Genomic DNA, 19,012 nt, shown 5'->3' on the forward strand with positions numbered 1-19,012 from the left:
CGCGACCGGCTCATCGCCGAACTCGCCTGGGGCGCCCATGGGCGGAGATCACGGACACGGTGGCGAGAACTCAGTCGGGGGCCAGCCGGTTCAGGTGGTAGCGGACGGCGGCGAGGGCCTCCTCGGGATCGCGTACGCCCAGGAGCAGCTCGGAGCCGAGCCCGTCGATCATGGAGAGCAACACGGCGGACTCAAGCCGGGGATCCAGCCCGGCGCGCAACTCGCCGTCCCGCTGCCCGCGGACGATCAGCTCGGCGACCCGCTCGCGCAGCCACCGGTCGCCCTCACCCAGGTCCTCCATCAGCTCGGGCACGCCCACGGCCAGCGCGGTGAACGCCTGCCCCGCGCGACGCTCGGCCCGGCGGCGGGCGTCCAGCGGCAGCATCTCGGAGGCCATCGACAGCAGGAACGACCGCACCGGCGGCACCGAGGCCACCGCGGGCGCGCACATCCCCGCCACGATCCGCTCGGTGACGTGCTCGCCCAGGTAGTGCACCACGTAGCGGAGCATCTCGTCCTTGCTCGCGAAGTAGTGCTGCACGGAGCCGAGCGACATGCCCGCCTCGACGGCGACGTCACGCAACCTGGCTCCGTCGAGCCCGTCACGGCCGGCGATCCGCAGCACCGCCTCCGCGATGTGCCGACGACGCTCATCGTGATCGACCTGTTTCGGCATCCGCCTCCTTTTTCATACCGTCGTATTATAATACAGCGGTATGGCAACCATAGCGTTCTTCGCTCCCATCGGAGCAGGCCACGTCAACCCCACGCTGGGCCTGGCCGCCGAGCTCGTCCGGCGCGGCCACCGCGTCACGTACGCCACCACCGAGGCGAACGCGGAGCGCGTGGCGGAAACCGGCGCCGAGATCGTCCCGTGGACCTCGTCCTGGGACGCGCTCGACCGGAGCGCGGTGCCGCAGATGCACGGAAAGGAGCTGATCAGGGCCATGGGCCTGCTGCTCGACGAGACCAGGTCGGCGCTGGCCCAGCTCGCCGATGGCGAACGCCCCGACCTGGTCGTCCACGACGGCCCGATGTGCTGGTGGGGCCGGATCCTGGCCGCCCGCTGGCAGGTCCCCTCCGTCGAGACCTGGCCGAACCTGGTCAGCAACGAGCACTGGTCGATGCATCGCCAGTACACGACCTTCAATCCCCTGAGTTTCGGCTTCCTGCGCATGGCCTGGCGGCTCGGCCGGCTGCTGCGTCAGGAGGGGCTCGGCGACGTGCAGGCGTTCATGCGGGGCGACCGGGCCGCGGTCAGGCTGGTGCTGCTGCCGCGGTCGTTCCAGCACGCGGGGGAGACGTTCGGCGACGGCTACGCGTTCGTGGGGCCGGGCCTGACCGAGCGGGTCTACCAGGGCGAATGGAAGCCGCCCGGCGACGACCTTCCGGTGGTGCTGGTCTCGCTGGGCACCGGGTACAACGACCGGCCCGACTTCTACCGTACGGTGCTGCGCGCGGCCGAGGGCCGGCCATGGCACGTCGTGCTGGCCATCGGCGGTGTGCATCCGGGCGACCTCGGCCCGATCCCGCCCAACGTGGAGGTGCATGGCAGCGCGCCGCAACTGGCCGTGTTACGTCACGCGCGCGCATTCGTCACCCACGCCGGGATGGGCAGCACGATGGAGAGCCTGCACTTCGGGGTGCCGATGGTGGCGGTGCCACAGATGGCCGAGCAGCGCGCCAACGCCGACCGCATCGCCGAGTTGGGCTTGGGCCAGACGTTGCCGGCCGGCGGGCTCAGCGACTCCGGGCTGTGGGAGGCGGTGGAGCAGGTGGCCGCCGACCCGCGCATACGCGAGCGGCTGAGCTGGATGCGGGACGAACTGGCCGCGGCGGGCGGGGCCCCAGCGGCGGCGGACGAAGTGGAGAAGGTGCTCATGGCCTCCTCGACCGCCAAGAAGCCGAGCGACTGAGCGCTCCCGCGAGCGGCGGACGGTGCCGAGCTCAAGAGCGCCCCTGACGCATCTCCTTGTCCTTCTCCCCGAAGCTCTCCCCGAAGCGGGCGGGTGGCTGAACGCGTACGCCGAGCTCCTTGCTGAGCAAGGTCCCCCGTGGTCCGAAGCCGGCCGAAGAGTAGAAGCCGACGGCCTGCTCGTTCGGCGTGAAGATGCCGGCATAGATGATCGAGACGCCGTGCTCCGCGGCCGTTCGCTCCGCCGCCCTCAGCAGGGCAGCCCCGATGCCCTCGCCGCGATGCCCGTCCAGGACGACGGTGTGGACCTCGGCGGCACGGCGGGGAATCAGGATCTGATGGTCCGGGGGATCCGCCAGCAGGACCACCTCCACCATGCCCACCACTTCGCCGCCCACCTCGGCGACCGAGATCAGTGCCTTCGTCTCCGCCGAAAGGGCGTCCTCGAAGTGCCTGCGCACGGCCTCGGGGTCGGGCAAGCGGTAGATGGCCGGAGCGAGCCGGACATGCGTCTCGGCGTTCGCGAGACGCAGGCGGACGAGCGCGGGCACGTCCTCACGCCCGGCGGCCCTGATCAAGATCGACACGAGTCGAAGCCTCGCACCGCGCCCGCACGACCGCAAGACCTGCCGCCCGGCGGCGAACTCCCGGAGCCTGGCGCGTTGGAGTGGTGGCCGTACGCTTGCCACTCTTGGTCGACGCCATCCGAACCGAACGGAACAGCATCACCCGACCACGCCGAGACCCACTCACCGGAGCACAGACCTCACAACACAACAACGCCGCACCCGGAACCCCGGGTACGGCGCCACAGATAACCACACGGCCTCATCAGCCCCGGCCTTCGGCGGCCAAGCTCTGGTGAGAAACTATGGTGGACGATACTGGGATTGAACCAGTGACCTCTTCCGTGTCAGGGAAGCGCTCTCCCGCTGAGCTAATCGTCCCTATTGAGTTGTCGTAACTCAGAGCGGAAGACGGGATTCGAACCCGCGACCCTCACCTTGGCAAGGTGATGCTCTACCACTGAGCCACTTCCGCATGGCGTTGACTTACTTTAGTGGATCCCAAAGGGCCCGCTGATCACCGAGGTGGAGACGGGATTTGAACCCGTGTAGACGGCTTTGCAGGCCGCTGCCTCGCCTCTCGGCCACTCCACCAGGAGTCTTGCTCCGAGCGGAAGACGGGATTCGAACCCGCGACCCTCACCTTGGCAAGGTGATGCTCTACCACTGAGCCACTTCCGCGTGAACCCCACACAACGTGCGCCGGGCCACGGGAAAACCATATCGTCTTCCCGGAGTGCCCGTGCGCAACGGGAGGCGGGTGGGGCCAAATTCAGCGGATCAGGCGGACATCCTTGGCCATGACGAACATCACCCGGTGTCCGAGCTGAATCTGGTGATAGCGCAGCGCGCCGGTGGTGGTGACGTGCCTGGACGGATCGGGGGCGTGGGCCGAGTAGTAGGAACCGGTGATCGTGTCGCCCACCGTGTACTCCTGACCAGGCGCGATCCTGTACCGGAGGGGCGTCAGGGCCTGGTACGACGCGAGCCTGTACGCCGACCTCTCGGGGTAGGCGCGCCCGTACACCCTGACCTTGGACGTCAGAGGCGTGACCACCGGACCCCTGGCCGGGATGGCGGTGGGGTTGGCGGGCGGGTTGTGGAACCAGGCCTTCTGGCCCAGATACCAGATGGCCGTCCAGTCGCCCTCCGTGCCCGCGACCGCGTAGCGCTGGCCGGTGGAGGCGCGGGCGGAGTGGTCGTACACGCTGTACGTGCTCGGCTTGCCCCCGTGCTTGCCCACGTCCAGGATCAGGGGGGAGTCCTCCCTGGGCTCCTTGTGCAGCCAGACGGTGGCGGCGCCGTGGCGCGGGCACGCCTGGGTGGGCTTGGTGCTCACGCATCCGGTGAAGTGCGGATGGTGATCGTTGTACGACGGCCGGATGATGATGGAATCGCCGTTCTTGGCGGGCTTGAAAGGTTTGCCCATGAGGGCGAAGTAGTGGGCCCAGTCCCAGTACGGGCCGGGATCCTCGTGCATTCCGGCGACCATTTCCGGAGTCGTGCCGGGCACGTTGTCGTGACCGAGGATATGGGCTCGGTTGAGGGGAATGTCGTATTTGGCGGCCAGATATTTCACGAGCTTGGCCGACGCGCGGTACATCGCCTCCGTGTACCAGGTGCCGCCCTTGGCCAGGTATCCCTCGTGCTCGATGCCGATCGAGCGGGTGTTGACGTCCCAGTTGCCGGCGTGCCAGGCGATGTGCCTGGTCGAGACGTGCTGGGCGACATGTCCGTCACGTGAGCGGATCGTGTAGTGCCAGCTCACGTACCTCGGGTTGCGGATCATGGAAGGAATGCCCTGGTAGGTGCCCTCGGTGTCGTGGATGACGATGTAGTCGACGGCCCGGGTCCGGCTCATGCGGTCGTGGTTGCCGTACCCCCGGTGCTCCTTCTTGCCGAAACGCTTGTGGGCGGCGGGCATCCATTCGCAGGTGAGGGATTCCGGGCACTCCGTCCGGTCGCCGGACGGTGAGCGGTCGGGCGATTCGGCCGCGCCGAGCGCGCTGAACTCGTCGGGGGCTTCGGGTTGGCCGTAGGTTCCGGGATAGCCGGACGTGCCCGGATCGTCGGTGTCGTAGGACTCGTCGGGCGTGAACCCGTCCGAGGATCCCGGCTCACCGGACGGCCCCGACTGGCCGGTCGTGCCCGGCCCCCCGGTGGCGCCGAACTCTCCCGGCCGCCCGTAGCCGGGAAACCGGCGCTTCTTCGCCCTCGGCTTCCAGCGCGATCGCGGCGGCTCCTCGATGTCGGTCTGGTCGTCGGTGTAGATCTCCGGGCCGTTGGCCGGCGGTCGGTCGGTGTCGAACTGCTCGTCGGGGACGGGCCGCGAGCCGGGAACGGCGGTGGCCTGCCGGGCCGCGCCCGGGACCGGCAGGCCGGCCACCGGGCGCAGGCGGACCAGGTGGCCGTCATCGGTCGTGCGCTCCATCCCCTGCCTCATCACCGAGAACACCTCGTCGGCGAATTCATGGGAGCCCTGTACGTCCTCCGCCCCCGAGTACCGCGCGACGGCCCCGTACCAGTCGGCGGGGTTGGCGCTGGGGCGCTCCTGGTAGGAGGCGAGCAGGGCGGCACCGGCCCGGATGTTCGCCGTGGGATCGTGCCGCAGCCGGGCCGCGTCGACGCCGATCAGCCGTCCCGCCTCGGGCAGCGTCGGTTTCTGCGGCGGCGGTTGGGCCACGCGCAGCGCCGAGGTGGGGGTGTGGTCCGTGTACTGCTGCCGCATCGGGTGGGCCGGGTCGCCCCTGCCGTCGCCCAGGGCGTCGCCGATCATCTCCCCGGACGCCTCGCCCGCCACCAGGCCCGCCGACAGCGTGCCCGGCTGGAAGGCGTCCACCAGGTGCATGGGCCCGTAGCCGCCGGCGGTGCTCGGTTGTCCCGCGTTCGCGTCCCAGCGCGACTCCAGGTACGCGACGCCGAGCAGCACGCTTTCCGGCACCCCGTACTCCCTTGCGGCGGCGGCGAAGTCGCCCTGCCGCCCCGTGGAGGGCCGCTCGGCCTGGCGGCCAGGCGCGGCCGCCTGGGTGAAGCCGGCGGGTGCGGTGAGGGTTCCGGCGGTCAGGACGACGGCGAGCCAGAGCTGCATGAACATCTCCCATGGAACGTCACGGTGCGACTACTAAGCGTGACCATTCCCAGGAAAGGGATGTGTCAGACGGGTCGGATGATACGCATGTGATTAGCCGTGTATCCCCGGCGAAGTCCGCATCGGCCGTTGGACGCGTTTGGGCGGGCACAGGCGGGCGGCCTCGCCCCCGCAAGCCGCCTCAAGGTTCTTCGAGGGATGGAACCTGTCGAACTTGCCCGCGCCACGGCTTCCATGGCAAGGATCGCACCCGATCGACGCGCCTCGGAGTTAATTCCTGCCCGATATCGGGCAGGATGTTGGCATGTCTCGTTCCAGAGACGTAGTGTCCTCGTCTGTGTCTCCGGCGCGGCATCCCTACGAAGATCTCATCGCCCACCTGACCAGGAGCAGTCCCCTGGGCCCGGGTGAGGCCGCCCGCGTGGTCGCCGACGTGCTGGCGTACTTCTCCGAGTCCGTCGAGGAGTTCGTCCGCCGTCGTCACGGCGAGCTGAAGGCGAGTGGTTTCACCAACGACGAGATCTTCCCCAGGATCGCCGCCGATTTACGCGGCCGCCGGGTGGCCGCGCCGGAGCTGTCCCTGCGGCAGCTACGCAGGATCGTCTACGGATAAACGGACGCCCGGCCGCCGGACAACCGGAGGCCGGACAGTCGGATTAGGGAGAGACCTCGATGTGCGGAATCGTGGCCTACGTCGGCCCCAAGGACGCCGCGCCCATCCTCCTGGAGGGCCTGCAACGGCTGGAATACCGGGGCTATGACTCGGCCGGGGTCGTCGTGTCCAACAGAGGGCTGAAGGTACGTAAGGTCAAGGGCAGGGTGGCCGATCTGGCCAAGGTCGTCCCGGTGCGGTTCAAGGGCGGGCTCGGCATCGGGCACACCAGGTGGGCCACGCACGGCGTCCCCAGTGACATCAACGCGCACCCGCACCTGTCGTCCGACGAGCGCATCGCCGTCGTGCACAACGGCATCATCGAAAACGCCTCCGACCTGCGGGCCAAGCTGGAGGCCGACGGCGTGGTGTTCGCCTCTGAGACCGACACCGAGGTGCTCGCGCACCTGATCGCCCGCGCCGCCGACGAGAACGACACCCTGGAGGAGGCCGTCAGGAAGGCGCTCAAGAGCGTCGTCGGCACGTACGGCATCGCCGTGATCGACGCCGAGCGGCCCGGCGAGGTGGTCGTGGCGCGCAACGGCAGCCCGATCGTGCTCGGCATCGGCGAGAAGGAGATGTTCGCCGCGTCCGACGTGGCCGCCCTGGTCCGCTACACGCGCCAGGTCGTGCACCTGGAGGACGGCGAGCTGGCCGTGCTCAAGGCCGACGGTTTCCACACGTTCGCCAGCGACGCCCGCGAGACGGCCAAGGAGCCGCTGACGGTCGACTGGGACGCCGGCCACTACGACACCGGCGGCTATGAGCACTACCTGCTCAAGGAGATCTCCGAGCAGCCCGAGACGATCACCCGGACGATGAGCGGGCGGCTGGACGAACGTTTCCACGTGGCGCACCTGGGCGGGCTCAACATGGACGCCCGCGAGACCCGCTCCTTCCGGCGGGTGAAGATCATCGGGTGCGGGTCGGCGTACTACTCGGGGCAGATCGGCGCGCAGCTCATCGAGGAGCTGGCCCGCATCCCGTCCGACGCCGAGCCGGCCAGCGAGTTCCGCTACCGCAATCCGGTCGTGGACCCCGACACGCTCTATGTCGCGATCAGCCAGTCGGGAGAGACCTACGACACGCTCGCCGCCGTGCAGGAGCTCAAGCGCAAGGGCGGCCGGGTCATCGGCATCGTCAACGCGGTGGGCAGCGCCATCGCCCGCGAGGTGGACGGCGGCATCTACCTGCACGCGGGACCGGAGGTCTCCGTGGCCTCGACCAAGGCGTTCACCTCGACGTCGCTGGCGTTCGCGCTGCTCGCGCTGCACCTGGGCCGGGTGCGCGACCTGTCGCCCGCCGACGGGCGGCGCGTCGTGGAGGGCCTGCGCAGGCTGCCCGGGCAGATCGAGGAGATCCTCACCCAGGGCGACAAGATCGCCGAGCTGGCGCAGAAGTACGCCAAGCACCCGAGCATGATGTTCGTCGGCCGGGTGCGCGGCTACCCGGTGGCCCGCGAGGGCGCGCAGAAGCTCAAGGAGATCTCGTACGTGCACGCCGAGGCCTACCCGGCCAGCGAGCTCAAGCACGGTCCGCTCGCGCTGATCGGCCCCGACATGCCGACCGTCGCGATCGTGCCCGACGACGAGCTGCTCGACAAGAACCTCACCACGCTCGGCGAGATCCGTGCCCGGGGCGGCCAGGTGCTCATGGTGGGTCATCGCGAGCCCGACGCCAAGCTGGCCGACGACGTGATCGTGATCCCGAAGAACGAGCTCGAGCTCGACCCGATCCTGCTCACGGTCCCGTTGCAGCTGCTCGCCTACCATGCCGCCGTGGCGCTCGGCCGCGACGTGGACAAGCCACGCAACCTTGCGAAGAGCGTAACGGTCGAATAAGTAACGCCAATTCAGCCACAATCGCCTCAAGGTAGTGTTATCTGGCTTGAGACGACATAAATTCGATACTGTGCGGCGCTTCGACCATGAGAGGCCCAATCTCGCACGCATGTACGATTACATGCTCGGCGGGAGGGACAACTTCGCGGTCGACCGCCAGGCCATCGATCAGCTCGCCGAGCTGATCCCGGAGGCGGTCCCGCTGGCCCGCGCGAACCGGGCCTTCCTCCAGCGTGCCGTCCGCTATGTGGCCGCCGCCGGCGTGCGGCAGTTCCTCGACCTGGGCAGCGGGTTGCCGACCCAGGGCAGCGCGCACGAGATCGTGCCCGATGCCCGGGTCGTCTACGTCGACCACGACCCGGTGGTGGGCGCGCACGCGAGGGTGCTGCTGCGGCCCGCCGGGCCCGGGGAGCGGGGCCGGGCGGCGTTCGTCCAGGCCGATCTGCTCGATCCGGACGAGGTGCTGGCCAGGGCGGGTGCCTTCCTCGACCTGGCCCGGCCGGTCGGGGTGCTGATGGTGTCGATCCTGCACTTCCTGCCCGACTCGGCGCGGCCGCAGCGCGCGGTGGCGGCGCTGCGCGAGAGAGTGGCGCCGGGCAGTCACCTGGTGATCACCCACGCCACCACGATGGGACGGCTGGAGGAGGGCAGGCCGGTGCGGCGGCGTGGCTCGTCCGGCGGCGGCGCCGACCGCACGCCGGCGGAGATCCGCGAGTTCTTCGGCGACTTCCCGCTGGAGCCGCCGGGGCTGGTGCAGGCCGTGGACTGGCGTCCCGAGCGGCCCAAGCTGGTGGGCGACTGGTCGTTGCCCTCGTCCCTGATGGCGGGGGTCGCGCGAAAGCCTGACGCCTCTACCGAAGTGGAATAAGGTCCGAAATTTCGTAAACACATAACCCCCAGGTGTAGCCGTCCGTATTGCGTGAATAACTGAAAGTAAGGGGAGCGGTTTCGGGGGGAGAGGCGCATGCGCCGGAGGCGATTTCTCGCGTGGGGGCTGGGCGCCGTGACGTGCGCGGCCGGTTGCGGCACCGAGCGCGCCACCAGTGACCTCGTACGGCCACGCACCCGATTCTCGATCAACCCGGACGCGAGCCGCTGGTCCCGCGTCTGCCGGACGTTCGCCGGCCTGGCCCGTACGGCCGGATACGAGACGGGCACCGGCACCAGGATCACCGTGACCGGCCTGCCCGCGCTGGCCGCATCCGAGCTGAACAGGAGCCAGCCGCTGGCCGACACCGCCACCCCGCTGTCCAGGCTCGCCGGCGACGTCGAGGTGGTGGTCGTGCCCGCCAACTCGCGTTTCAAGAACTTCGACGACTTCGGCGCCCACCTGCTCGCCGAACCCGGCCGGACACTGCTGGCCGGCGGGCCGCAGGGCGAGCCCGACCATCTGCTGTTCGGTCTGATCGCCAAGGGGCTCGGCGCGGACACCCGGCAGGTCGACTACACCGGCTACCCCAGCAGCCAGGAGGCCGTCACCGCGCTGCTGTCCGGCAAGGCCGCGACCGCCGCCGGTCTGCTCTCCGACTGGCGGCCGAGCATCCGGGCCGGCCGGGTCAGGGCGCTCGCGGTGTCCTCGGCCGGCCGGGCGCCGGACCTCGACGTGCCGACGCTGCTGGAGTGCGGCGTGCGGGTGGACTTCACGGACTGGGTGGCCGCCGTCGGCCCCTATGGCATGTCCGACGAGAAGCGCGAGGCGGCGCTGCGCATGTGCGACGAGGTGACCGGCTCGCCGGGGTGGGCGGCGGCCTGCCGGACGAACGGGTGGATCTCGATCCCGCTCAGCGGCGACGACTTCGTGATGTGGCTGGCCTCGGAGGTCACGCGCACCCGCGGCGTACTGCGGGATCTTGGCCTGCTCGACACCCGCTAGTGACACAAGATGCTGTGGTGGTTGCGAGAATGGCCACTAGATGTAGGATCCTGCTCGTCGCTGGTTCGCCTCCCCGGAGGCGGAGCAAAAGGGAACCCGGTGCGAAACCGGGGCTGCCCCGCAGCGGTGAGCGGGAACGACCGCCGTCATGAGCACTGGAGAGATCCGGGAAGCAACGGCCAGTAGGAGCACGTAGGCGCGCCCGCGAGCCCGAAGACCTGCCGGCGATGCGCCGGGCCGCGTGCCCGGCGGAAGTGTCCAGGGCCTCGAGGGAGGGCCGGAGCGTACGCGGACGGAAAACCGTGCCGCCGTGCTCTGGCGTGCCCTCACGAGGATTCGCTCGCGAGGAGAGAGAGCACGTGACGCAGATCGTTGAGGTTGACCGCCGCCTGGCCATCGAGGAGGCCGCCGCCCGGGTGATCGCCGACCCGGCCAACTCCCGGGTCGCCGCCCGGCTGCTGGCCGAGGAGATCGCCGACGAGGCGGCGGGGCACGGGGTGCGGTCGTTCTCCGAGTCCGTCGCCGCCACCCACGCGGCCGGGCTGCTCCAGGACGGGCTGGCGGAGTTCGTCGCCGCGCACGCCGCCGAGCTGGACGCGCTGATCTCCGACGACGCGGACGACAGGTTCGAGTACTTCGGCTTGAGAACCGTTTACGACCGTTACTTGTTGCGCCATCCCGAGACCCGGGCGGTCCTGGAGCGACCGCAGCATTTCTTCCTGCGCGTGGCGTGCGGTGTGGCCGAGTCGGTCGCGGAGGCGGCCGAGCTCTACGGCCTGATGTGCACGCTGTCGTATCTGCCCAGCTCACCCACGCTGTTCAACGCGGGCGCGCGCCGGCCGCAGCTCTCCTCGTGCTTCCTGCTCGACTCGCCGCGCGACGAGCTGGAGTCGATCTACGACAGGTACGGGCAGGTGGCGCGGCTGTCGAAGTACGCCGGCGGCATCGGCATCTCCTGGACCCGGGTGCGCTCGCGCGGCTCCCTCATCAGGGGCACGAACGGCCACTCCAACGGCATCGTGCCCTGGCTGCGTACGCTCGACTCCTCCGTGGCGGCGGTCAACCAGGGCGGGCGGCGCAAGGGGGCGGCCTGCGTCTACCTGGAGACCTGGCACGCCGACATCGAGGAGTTCCTGGAGCTGCGGGACAACACCGGCGAGGACGCCCGCCGCACCCACAACCTGAACCTGGCGAACTGGGTGCCGGACGAGTTCATGCGCCGGGTGGAGGCGGACGAGGTCTGGTCGCTGTTCGACCCGAAGGAGGTGCCCGATCTGCCGGACCTGTACGGGGATGCGTTCACGGCCGCGTACCGGGCCCACGAGGCGGCGGGGCGGTTCGTCCGCCAGATTCCCGCCAGGACCCTGTACGGCCGGATGATGCGCACGCTCGCGCAGACCGGCAACGGCTGGATGACGTTCAAGGACGCCGCCAACCGCGCCTCCAACCAGACCGCCCGCCCCGAGAACGTCATCCACCTGTCCAACCTGTGCACCGAGATCCTCGAGGTCACCAGCGACGGCGAGACCGCGGTCTGCAACCTCGGCTCGATCAACCTGGCCGCGCACCTGGTGGATGGGGACATGGACTGGGAGCGGCTGCGCGGCACCGTCCGCACCGCCGTGCGCTTCCTGGACCGCACCATCGACCTCGGCTTCTACCCGACGGCCGAGGCCGAGGCGGCCAACAAGCGCTGGCGGCCGATCGGGCTCGGCGTGATGGGGCTGGCCGACGTGTTCTTCTCGCTGCGGCTGCCGTTCGACTCGCCGCGGGCGCTGGAGCTGTCCACCCGGATCGCCGAGGAGATCGCCCTGGCCGCCTACGACACCTCGGCCGACCTGGCCGCCGAGCGTGGCAGGCATCCGTCGTTCGCCGACACCCGGGCCGCCGGGGGAGTGCTGCACCCCGACCACTACCTGCCGGGCACGCCTCGCTGGGACGCCCTGCGGGAGAAGATCGCGGGCACCGGCCTGCGCAACTCGCTCATGATCGCCATCGCGCCGACCGCGACGATCGCCTCCATCGCCGGCTGCTACGAGTGCATCGAGCCGCAGGTGTCCAACGTGTTCAAGCGTGAGACGCTGTCGGGCGAGTTCTTGCAGGTCAACCGCTATCTGGTGGCCGACCTGCAGGAGCGCGGGCTGTGGACGCGGCAGATGCGCGACGACGTCAAGCGCGCCGACGGCTCGGTCCAGGCGGTCCCCGGCATCCCGGACGACCTCAAGGCCCTCTACCGCACGGCCTGGGAGCTGCCGCAGAAGGCGCTCATCGACCTGGCGGCCGCGCGCCAGCCGTACATCGACCAGTCGCAGTCCCTGAACCTCTTCATGGCCGCCCCCACGATCGGCAAGCTCTCCTCGATGTACGCCTACGCGTGGAAGCGGGGCCTGAAGACCACCTACTACCTGCGCTCCCGCCCCGCCACCCGGATCGCCCAGACCACCGTGGCCGGGCCCCCGGCGGCGGCCGTCCCCGCGCAGGACGTGCCCGTCGAGGCGGCGGTCGCCTGCTCGCTGGAGAACCCCGAGATCTGCGAAGCCTGCCAGTAAGGAGCCCCCGCCCGATGCTGCTCGACCCCGGCATGGACCTCACCCTGCGTCCGATGCGCTATCCGGACTTCTACGACCGCTTCCGCGCCGCCATCCGCAACACGTGGACGGTCGAGGAGGTGGACCTGCACACCGACCTCGCCGACCTGGGCAAGATGACGGCGCAGGAGCGCCACCTGATCAACCGCCTGGTGGCCTTCTTCGCCACCGGCGACTCCATCGTGGCCAACAACCTCGTACTCAACCTCTACCAGCACGTCAACGCCCCCGAGGCGCGCCTGTACCTGAGCAGGCAGCTCTTCGAGGAGGCCGTGCACGTGCAGTTCTACCTGACCCTGCTGGACACCTACCTGCCCGACCCCGACGAGCGGGTCAAGGCCTTCGCCGCGATCGAGCACATCCCCTCGATCCGCGACAAGGCGGAGTTCTGCTTCAAGTGGATCGACTCCATCGGCGGCCTGCGACGGCTGGAGACGGCCGGGGAACGCCGCCAGTTCCTGCTCAACCTCATCTGCTTCGCCGCCTGCATCGAGGGCCTGTTCTTCTACGGCGCCTTCGCCTACGTGTACTGGTTCCGCTCCCGCGGCCTGCTCGGTGGCCTGGCCACCGGGACGAACTGGGTTTTCAGGGACGAGTCCATGCACATGGAGTTCGCGTTCAGCGTGGTGGACACAGTCCGGGCCGAGGAGCCCGCGCTGTTCGACGACGACCTGGGCAAGCAGGTCACCCTCATGATGGAGGAGGCCGTGGCGGCCGAACTGGCCTTCGCCGAGGACCTGTGCGGCGAGGGCATGCCCGGCATGGGGGCCGAGCAGATGCGCCGGTATCTGGAGTATGTCGCGGACCAGCGGCTGGTCCGGCTCGGGCTGCCCAGACGGTACGGCTCGGCGAACCCGTTCGCGTTCATGGAGTTGCAGGATGTACAGGAGTTGGCCAACTTCTTCGAACGGCGTGTGTCCGCTTACCAAGTGGCGGTAGAGGGCAGTGTGACCTTTGACGAGACCTTTTAGCTCATAAGGGGGTATAGGCGTGCAGTCTCCGGCGAACTGGCCGGTTCTCGTGATCTCGGTGGTCGGTGCCATTCTTCTGGTGGAGCTGGCCCGGCGGGCGCTGAACAGGGCGGGGCGCAAGTACGCGTTCGCCCGGCACCTGGTGGAGCACTGCACGTGGCCCGCGTTCGCGACGGCCGCCGTGGTCGCCTTCCACCTGGTGTTCGGGCCGGGAATGTTCGGCGACTCGCCGGGCGAGCGGGCCGTGGCGGCCTCGGTGGAGCGGGTGCTCGGCCTGGTGACGATCGGCGTCGTCACCTGGCTGATCATTCAGGCCGCGTACGCGCTGACGGACGTCGCCCACGACCGGCTGGTGCTGGTCGAGGGCGACCGCAACCGCCGCGCGCGGCGGATCATGACGCAGATCGGGCTGGTCCGCCGAGTCGCCGCCGCGGTCATCATCCTGCTCGCGATCGGGGCGATGCTCTTCTCCTTCCCGCAGGTCCGGGCGCTCGGTGCCGGGCTGCTCGCCTCGGCGGGCATCGTGGGCGCCATCGTCGGTATCGCCGCCCAGCCGACCATCGGCAACGCCCTCGCCGGGCTGCAACTCGCCTTCAGCGACGCCCTCCGCCTCGACGACGTCGTCGTGGTGGAGGACGAATGGGGCCGCATCGAAGAACTCACCCTCACGTACGTGGTGCTCCGGCTCTGGGACGAACGCCGCCTGGTGCTGCCCGTCTCCTATTTCACGCAGAATCCGTTCGAGAACTGGACCCGGCACGGCAGCCAGGTGGTCGCCGCCGTGTTTCTCCGGGTGGACTGGTCGGTCCCGGTCCACCAAATACGCCAGGCCCTCTACGAGTTCCTGCAGGGAAATCCGCTGTGGGACCAGAAGGACTGGATTCTCCAGGTGACCGACGTGCTGCCGAACGGCCTGGTCGAGCTGCGCGCCCTCATGAGCGCCGCCGACTCGCCGTCCGCCTGGGACCTCAAGTGCGACGTGCGCGAGTTCCTGGTCGACTACGTCCGGGAGAAGCACCCGGAGGCCCTGCCCCGATTCCGTGTCGAGACCCCGGAATCCCGCGCGCAGCCGCCGAAATAAAGTGGCACCCGCGGATATCCGGGGTTTACCGTGGACAGCGTCCGACCACGAAAAAAGCAGGGTGACGGCATTAGCGGTTGATTTCGCGCGGCATTTCCCGGAAACCGTCCGGGGTATGTGCGCGGCGCCTTCTCCGTCCCCCGGCAGGACCGAGTGTGGGGCAGATTGGTCAGCCCGCCTGCGTTGGGAGCAGGAGCACCGCAGGTTCGAGTCCTGCCACTCGGACGGCGGCCCTGAAAGGAAAGGGCCGCGGGCCACGGCCTGGCCGGCGGGAATGGCGCCCCCCGGCCGGACCAGGCCCCCGCCCCGGGCACGGCCCACGCCAGCCAAGCCCGGGGCCCAGCCTCCCCTGACCGCCCCCGGGGCACACGCCTGTGCGGCGGGCGTGTTCTTGTGGCGGTGGCTTTCTCGTGGCGGCCACGGGACTGGGCGTCCCGTGGCCGCCTCGATCACTTCAGGGCGTAGGCGCGGGTGACGGTCTGGGTGACCGAGCCGCCCTCGGTGTCCGTCGCGGTGACCCGCAGCGAGACGTACCCGCTGGTCCGGTCGAGCGGCGGGTGCGACACCTCGGCCTGGAACCGGCCTTCGCCCTGCCGCTTGACCCGGGAGGCCGCGCGCCACGTGGTGCCGTCGTCCACCGAGTACTCCACCCGGAGATCCCGCACCTCGGGCGCCCGCCGGAGGCCGGAGTGCGGGGCCGCCCGCAGGTCGAAGGCGAACCGGTGCCCGGCCCGCGCCCGGTTGAGCAGGTCGAGCGGCAGGTCGTAGGTGACCTGGAGGGCCGGCTGGAAGGCGCAGGGCGGCCCGAACGAGCAGGCGTACCCCTCGGGCGTCCCCGACGACGGCGGCGCGGAGGTGAACCGCGAAGAGGTGACCACCTGCGGCGACAGCGGACGCTGCCGGTGGTCCACGGTGTCCAGCCGGTAGTCCTTCCCGTCCGCGGGGACGGTGAAGGTCTGCAGCGACCTGCCGTTCGGCGGCACCGGGGCGCCGTCCACCGACAGCACCGGCGTGGAGGAGCTCACCGGATTGATCAGCGTGCCGTAGTGACCGGGATCGGAGTCACGCCACTGGGCCGCGGGGACGAACTCGGAGCCGTCCCGGCACAGCGCGCACGGGATGGGGACGGGCTGCCCGTCCGGCAGATCGGCGGCACCCGGCACCACGGGAGCCTTGAACCACTGCTCGGACCGGGTGCGGTCGTGCCGGGTGAACCGGTCGTCGGCGTGCAGCAGCAGGTCGCCGTCGTCCACCGTGCGCGACCAGACCACCCGGTCGCTGACCGGCCCGTAGTACTCGGTCCTGGAGACCGGCATCCGTACCGGCCCGCCGAACGTGATGTGGCCGCCCGGCTCCTCACCGGTGCTGGACTCCCCGTACACGCGGCCCGCCGTGTCGGGCAGGGCGGCGTGGTAGTCGGCGTCGATCCGCGCCAGCTCCCGCCTGTCCACCTTCTCCGGCTTGCCGGGCACCCGGCCCTTCCGGTCGTAGCGCAGGTGGTAGACGAAGGGCCGCTGCCCGTACGGCTCCAGCCGCAGCGTGACCGGCCCCCGGTCGAGCGCGGAGCGAAGGTCCCGCCCCTCGGCGGCGGTCAGCCCGAGCCCGGGGAAGCGCGGGTCGTCGAGCGCGGGAATCCGCGCCATGCCGTGCTCGACGTCGAGGTAGCCGAGCATGCCCGCCGCGCCGCGCTCGGCCGCGAGCCTGCCCGCCTCGTCCATCGCGCGCACCGCGTCGAGATAGGGGCTCTCGCCGCCGCCGACCGGGATCCCGGCCAGCACGAACCTGCCCGTCACGTCGATGCCGTCGAAGTCCTCGGCCCGGCCCCGCCCCACCGAGACGACGGGATGGCTCTGGGGCGCCGTCAGGAACGCGCGCATCTCCTCGATCGAGTAGACGGGATGCAGCCGGAGCCGGCCGGCCGTGGCGGTGGCCACCGCGGGCTGCTCCAGCTCCCACTGGTGCGTCAGGCGCAGCTCGCCCGCCTCCGGCGCGCCGGGGGTGACGTAGAGCTCCCCGCCGTCCACGACGGAGCGCCAGATGCCGATGGGGTTCTCCCGGTCGGAGAACGTCCGCACGTAGTAGAGGTCGCCGCGCCCCTGGGCGGCCTCGGGGGCGACCGGATTGACCGGTACGGTCTTCCGCGCGTCCAGCGTGACCGTCCGGTCCCCGTCCAGGTGCACGTTCTCGACCACGATGCCGCTGCGGTTGCTGACCCGGCTGTCGTTGGGCAGCCCGATCACCTCGTAGTCGCCGGCGGGGAGGGTGACCTCCGCGTCGCCGGAGTAGTCGGTGTGCACGGTGTAGTAGCCGGCGGGGTTGAACGGGTCCTCCGGGCTGTTGCCCCGGCGCAGCGGAATCATGTAGACCAGCGGCTCGGCGTGGTAGCCGTGGTAGAACTCCTTGGTGCCGTAGGAGTTGTTCATCGAGATCTTGAGCTGGTGCGCCGCCGGGCCCGTGTAGTAGCTGAACGGGGTCACGAGCCGGACGTCGCCCGCGGCCGCGGTGACCCAGCCGCCGTAGGCGCCGACGTCCCCCACGGACGGGTCCACCGTCAGGTCGACCGCGGCGGTGCCGCCCGCCGGGACGGTGACGGTGCCGGCGCCGAGCCTGATCGCGCCCTCTGGCGCGGGCCTGCCGCTCCAGCCGCGGGTGACGGTCGCGACGTCGAGCGTCACGTCCGCCGTCCCGGTGTTGCGGTAGGTGACCTGCCTGGTGACGGCCTTCCCATCGAGCAGGTGGAAGTCGACGACCGAGGTCGCGAACACCTGCTGGGTGACGGCCCTGGCGACGTCCACCCGGCCGCCGCCCTGCTCGAACCAGTTGTGCTCGTCGTCGCGCCGGGACGTCGAGACCAGGGCGTCGCGCAGCTCGGTCGCGTTCCAGCCGGGATGCTGCTGGGCCAGGATCGCGGCCGCCCCCGCCACGTGCGGTGTCGCCATGGAGGTGCCGCTCTCGGCGGTGTACTGGTCGTTGTCCGGGGCCGGCGTGAGACCGGAGCCGGCCGCGCGGGCGGCGACGATGTCGACACCGGGGGCGACGATGTTCGGTTTGACCGCCGCGTCGTTGGCGCGCGGGCCCCGGCTGGAGAAGTCGGCCAGGGTCGTGCCGGTGACCTTGTCGACCGCGCCCACGGCGAGCGCCTCGTCCGCCGCGCCGGGGGACTCGATCTCGAGCGGGTCGCCCCCGTTGCCCGCGGCCGCCACGAAGAGGGTGCCGTACTGCTTGCTGAGGGTGTTGAGGGCCTGGCTCTGCGGGTCGGTGCCGTCGCTGAGGGTGCCGCCGAGGCTCATGTTGACCACGTCGGCGCCCTGCTGGGCGGCCCATTCCATGCCGGTGATGGTCCACGACCACTCGCCGTTGCCACTGTCGTCGAGCACCTTGCCGATCATCAGCGAGGCGCCGGGGGCGACGCCCTTGTACTTGCCGCCGGAGGCGGCGCCAGAGCCCGCGATCGTGGAGGCCACGTGGGTGCCGTGGCCCTTCCGGTCGATCACGCTCTCGGTGTTCGTGAAGTTCTCGGCGGCGATGATGCGGCCGGCGAAGTCGGGGTGCTTCGGGTCGATGCCGGTGTCGAGCACGGCGACCTTGGTGCCCGTGCCGTCGAGGCCGCGTTCCCAGCCGGTGGGGGCGCCGATGAGCGGGACGCTCTGGTCGAGCGACATCGTGACCTTGCGGTCCAGCCAGATCTTGGCGATGCCGGTCGCGGACCTGCCGAGTGTCCGCCGGTCCTGCTGGAGGCCGGCCCAGAACGCGGCCGTGCCGCCCGCCTCGACCCTGACGGCCGCGCCGTTGACGGCGTTCAGCGGGCGGGCGTCCTCGGTGGCGGGCAGGGCGTCCGCGGTCTGCGCCAGGGGCCGCTTACCCGAGTAGGTGACGATGAGCGGGATCGTCTCGGTGCGCTGCTCGCGTACCAGGGTCTCGACGTCGAACAGCTCGTCGTCGAGGGTCCCGGCGGAGACCAGGCCGGCCGCGTCCGACGGCATGACCAGGTAGCCGCCGTCCGCGTCCGGGAGGGTGGCGAACGTGACGGGCGCGTTGCCGGGCCGGGGCGCGGGGCGGATGCCGAGCGAGGGCGGGCCGCCGCCGGTCGGCCGGTAGTCGACGACGTCGCCGGTGATGAGCGTGACGGTCGTGGAGCCGGCCTGCCGGGGTTCCGCGGTCGCACTGGCGGGGGGCGCGCCGGTGGGGGTCGCGCCGGCGGGGGTCGCGTCGCCACTGGTCTGGGCGGCGTGGCCGGGGGCGACGCCGGTGGTGAGGGCGAGGGCGAGGCCGGATAAACCCGCCAGGAGGCGGTGGTGACGGCGTGGGGACAAAGTCTCCCTTTCTGTCCGTGCGGGAGGGCGGGGGTCTCCCGAGCCGGGAGATCCGGCCCCGCGCGGTCACCAGCGGGCACCGTGCCATATGGGAGCGCTCCCACTCTCTGCTTATGACGATCAT

General features: G+C 70.4%; 12 protein-coding genes, 5 tRNA genes and 1 riboswitch. Of the genes, 9 read left to right on the forward strand and 8 right to left on the reverse strand.

From position 1 onward, the window contains the following. Window positions 1–70: 70 nt before the first annotated feature. On the reverse strand, window positions 71–676 hold the full coding sequence (locus ABGB18_RS14080) for a TetR/AcrR family transcriptional regulator (protein WP_347695919.1): 606 nt from the start codon (window positions 674–676) through the stop codon (window positions 71–73). A 40-nt stretch (window positions 677–716) separates the two neighbouring features. Between ABGB18_RS14080 and ABGB18_RS14085 the strand changes: the two genes are divergently transcribed. Then, window positions 717–1,916, forward strand: coding sequence for a macrolide family glycosyltransferase (locus tag ABGB18_RS14085; protein ID WP_347695920.1), 1,200 nt, complete (start codon window positions 717–719; stop codon window positions 1,914–1,916). 31 nt (window positions 1,917–1,947) lie between these two features. Here the strand turns inward: ABGB18_RS14085 and ABGB18_RS14090 are convergent, their stop codons facing one another. The 6 genes from ABGB18_RS14090 to ABGB18_RS14115 all read right to left on the reverse strand — a co-directional run bounded on the left by ABGB18_RS14090 (window position 1,948) and on the right by ABGB18_RS14115 (window position 5,569). Continuing rightward, window positions 1,948–2,502: a GNAT family N-acetyltransferase gene (locus ABGB18_RS14090; RefSeq protein ID WP_347695921.1), complete on the reverse strand. Its 555-nt coding sequence runs from the start codon at window positions 2,500–2,502 to the stop codon at window positions 1,948–1,950. A gap of 285 nt (window positions 2,503–2,787) precedes the next feature. Continuing rightward, window positions 2,788–2,862, reverse strand: a tRNA-Val gene (locus ABGB18_RS14095). A 22-nt stretch (window positions 2,863–2,884) separates the two neighbouring features. Then, window positions 2,885–2,956 (reverse strand) — tRNA-Gly (locus ABGB18_RS14100). Window positions 2,957–3,004: 48 nt separating this feature from the next. Next, a tRNA-Cys gene (locus ABGB18_RS14105) sits at window positions 3,005–3,075 on the reverse strand. Window positions 3,076–3,090: 15 nt separating this feature from the next. Continuing rightward, window positions 3,091–3,162: transfer RNA gene (locus ABGB18_RS14110), tRNA-Gly, on the reverse strand. Window positions 3,163–3,253: 91 nt separating this feature from the next. Further along, the gene (locus tag ABGB18_RS14115) at window positions 3,254–5,569 is read right to left on the reverse strand and encodes an N-acetylmuramoyl-L-alanine amidase (RefSeq protein ID WP_347695922.1); all 2,316 of its coding nucleotides are present in this window, start codon (window positions 5,567–5,569) and stop codon (window positions 3,254–3,256) included. A 304-nt stretch (window positions 5,570–5,873) separates the two neighbouring features. Here ABGB18_RS14115 and ABGB18_RS14120 point away from each other — a divergent pair, with 304 nt between their 5' ends. From ABGB18_RS14120 to ABGB18_RS14155, 8 genes are all read left to right on the forward strand, one after another. Continuing rightward, a complete protein-coding gene (locus ABGB18_RS14120; RefSeq protein WP_347695923.1) occupies window positions 5,874–6,182 on the forward strand; it encodes a hypothetical protein in 309 nt (102 codons plus the stop codon). 59 nt (window positions 6,183–6,241) lie between these two features. After that, a complete protein-coding gene (gene glmS, locus ABGB18_RS14125; RefSeq protein ID WP_347695924.1) occupies window positions 6,242–8,062 on the forward strand; it encodes a glutamine--fructose-6-phosphate transaminase (isomerizing) in 1,821 nt (606 codons plus the stop codon). 70 nt (window positions 8,063–8,132) lie between these two features. Further along, on the forward strand, window positions 8,133–8,930 hold the full coding sequence (locus ABGB18_RS14130) for an SAM-dependent methyltransferase (protein ID WP_347695925.1): 798 nt from the start codon (window positions 8,133–8,135) through the stop codon (window positions 8,928–8,930). Between the two features lie 96 nt (window positions 8,931–9,026). Continuing rightward, a complete protein-coding gene (locus ABGB18_RS14135; RefSeq protein ID WP_347695926.1) occupies window positions 9,027–9,935 on the forward strand; it encodes a tripartite tricarboxylate transporter substrate-binding protein in 909 nt (302 codons plus the stop codon). Between the two features lie 44 nt (window positions 9,936–9,979). Next, a riboswitch (cobalamin riboswitch) is annotated at window positions 9,980–10,176 on the forward strand. A gap of 118 nt (window positions 10,177–10,294) precedes the next feature. Then, a complete protein-coding gene (locus ABGB18_RS14140) occupies window positions 10,295–12,484 on the forward strand; it encodes a ribonucleoside-diphosphate reductase subunit alpha (protein WP_347695927.1) in 2,190 nt (729 codons plus the stop codon). A gap of 14 nt (window positions 12,485–12,498) precedes the next feature. After that, window positions 12,499–13,494: a ribonucleotide-diphosphate reductase subunit beta gene (locus ABGB18_RS14145; protein ID WP_347695928.1), complete on the forward strand. Its 996-nt coding sequence runs from the start codon at window positions 12,499–12,501 to the stop codon at window positions 13,492–13,494. A 19-nt stretch (window positions 13,495–13,513) separates the two neighbouring features. Beyond that, window positions 13,514–14,575, forward strand: a complete 1,062-nt coding sequence (locus ABGB18_RS14150; RefSeq protein WP_347695929.1) for a mechanosensitive ion channel domain-containing protein — start codon at window positions 13,514–13,516, stop codon at window positions 14,573–14,575. A 149-nt stretch (window positions 14,576–14,724) separates the two neighbouring features. Then, window positions 14,725–14,800, forward strand: a tRNA-Pro gene (locus ABGB18_RS14155). Window positions 14,801–15,024: 224 nt separating this feature from the next. Here the strand turns inward: ABGB18_RS14155 and ABGB18_RS14160 are convergent. Further along, complete coding sequence (locus ABGB18_RS14160; protein ID WP_347695930.1) at window positions 15,025–18,888, reverse strand: S8 family serine peptidase; 3,864 nt, start codon at window positions 18,886–18,888, stop codon at window positions 15,025–15,027. Window positions 18,889–19,012: the final 124 nt, after the last annotated feature.

The sequence above is a fragment of the Nonomuraea sp. B12E4 genome (assembly GCF_039871825.1).
Classification (GTDB): Bacteria; Actinomycetota; Actinomycetes; order Streptosporangiales; family Streptosporangiaceae; genus Nonomuraea.